The 1,806-nt window shown below is 68.5% G+C and carries 2 protein-coding genes and 1 pseudogene; 2 read left to right on the forward strand and 1 reads right to left on the reverse strand.

Annotated features, from left to right (window positions below; genetic code table 11):
• A pseudogene (locus WBP48_RS16990) lies at positions 1 to 241 on the forward strand (TetR/AcrR family transcriptional regulator); the annotation flags it as partial.
• A 136-nt stretch (positions 242 to 377) separates the two neighbouring features.
• On the opposite strand, the gene WBP48_RS16995 reads toward WBP48_RS16990, so the two are convergent.
• A complete protein-coding gene (locus tag WBP48_RS16995; RefSeq protein ID WP_424441923.1) occupies positions 378 to 1,091 on the reverse strand; it encodes an NADPH-dependent F420 reductase in 714 nt (237 codons plus the stop codon).
• A gap of 41 nt (positions 1,092 to 1,132) precedes the next feature.
• Here WBP48_RS16995 and WBP48_RS17000 point away from each other — a divergent pair, with 41 nt between their 5' ends.
• Positions 1,133 to 1,657 carry a hypothetical protein gene (locus WBP48_RS17000; RefSeq protein WP_424441922.1) on the forward strand — a complete coding sequence of 175 codons (525 nt, stop codon included), beginning with the start codon at positions 1,133 to 1,135 and terminating at the stop codon, positions 1,655 to 1,657.
• The last annotated feature ends 149 nt before the right edge of the window (positions 1,658 to 1,806 follow it).

Raw genomic sequence — 1,806 nt, forward strand, 5'->3', positions numbered from 1 at the left:
GCCTGGGGTCGTGGCAACTCTGCGCGCCGAGGCGCGCAGCGAGTACGTCGAGCGGCTGCGGGCGCTGCTCGCGCCGAGCGCCGCCCGGCGTCACGAGTATGCGTTGTGGGGCTATTTCGGGTTTCTCGACGGGGCGTGTCTGACGTGGGTCGAGCGGGGATGCCCCGACGACGACCGCGACGCCCTGATCGATGCGGCGCTTGGCGCGCTCGAGGGCGCCCTCGGGGACTGGGCCGCGTAGGCGTGGGACGCGCCGCCGCGGCGCTGCCTCGGCTGCCGAGCGAGCCGGTTGTGACCGACCTTGCCGCTTGCAGACCGCACAGTAGGGGTGCTCTCGGCGCTAACCGGCCCAGTCGGCGAACGAACCGGGCGGCGGGTCAGGCCTGGTCTTGGGGGCGCACGCGGAAACCCTTGGCGAGGTTGGCGCGGAGCTCGTCGGCATCCTGTCGCACGACGTAGGCGGGCCGGTCGCGCTCGAGGCGCCACGACTCGCTCAAGGGGCCGGCCGAGACCGTGTCGAACCCGAGCTGCTCGTACAGATCCGTGACGGTGTCGATCGCCTCGGGAAAGTCGGATGCCGTGCCCAGCGCGCGTCGGCCGGGAGTGCCCGCGGGCGATCCGGTCGTCGTGATGTCGGCGGCCGTGATGTGGTTGAACGCCTTCGCGACCTTCGATTCGGGGAGGTGTGCCTGCAGCAGGCCGGAGGTCGTCGCCTCGCCGCGGTCGAGCTCGGGGATGTGGCCGTCGCGCTCCCAGTAGTAGTTGTTCGTGTCGAGCACGATCTTGCCGGCCAGCGGCGCCACGGGGATGTCGCGATAGGCCGCGAGCGGCACCGTCACCACGACGAGGTCTCCCGCTTCGGCTGCCTCTTCGGCGGTCGCGGCCCTCGCGAGCGGGCCGAGCTCGTCGATCAGCCCGGAGAGCGTCTCGGGGCCGCGCGAGTTCGCGATGACGACCTCGTCGCCTAGCGCGGTGAACGCGCGAGCGAGTTGAGAGCCGATGTGTCCTGCACCGATGATTCCGATGGTTGTCATGGCGACTGCAACCCCGGGTCTTCGCGGACGATTCCCTCGGCGTGTCGCCCTGTGGATAACCCTGCGCCTCGTCGGCGGGGACGGTTACCGTAGGCGTCATGGTCGAACGGATGCCGCGGCGCGCCGCTGTGCTGGTGGGGCTGGCGCTGGCGGGGACGCTGGTGCTGGCGTCGGCGTGCGCGCCGACCCCGGAGCCGACGCCCTCGCCGACCGGCTTCGCATCGGAGGAGGAGGCGTTCGCGGCGGCTGAGGAGACCTATCGGGCCTACACTGATGCGGCAAATGCCCGCCGGTCGGACCCGGACTCTGGACCAGCGCCTTCTGATTTCCTGACTGGCGAGGCGCTCACCGCCGAACTCGATAGTGAGAAAAAGTTCCAAGATGCGGGCGTTCATCTTGAGGGTGACATCGTCGTCGCGTCGGCGAACTTGATCGAAGCGAGTTCGAGCACAGCAGATCTTCACATGTGCATTGATGTATCTGGTACTCGCGTCGTTAGTGATACGGGCGAGGATGTTACGCCAACTGATCGCGAAAGAGTTCAGGCGCTTGAGGTTACTGCAGTCTGGGCGCCCGGTCGACCGTTGATATCGAGCAGCAGGGCGAGTGAGCTTGCATGCTAACCCTCGGTCTTCTCGTGGCCTTCTTCATGGCACCCAGTGCCTCGGGGCAGTGCACGCAAGCAGAGCGTGCCGCAGGCCTATGCAGCATCTCGAACACCGGGTCGACGGTCGAGGTCGGCGCGACGCGGCCGGGTGGGACCCGTGAGAGC

It is taken from the genome of Microbacterium sp. (genome assembly GCF_049661145.1).
GTDB lineage: Bacteria > Actinomycetota > Actinomycetes > Actinomycetales > Microbacteriaceae > Microbacterium.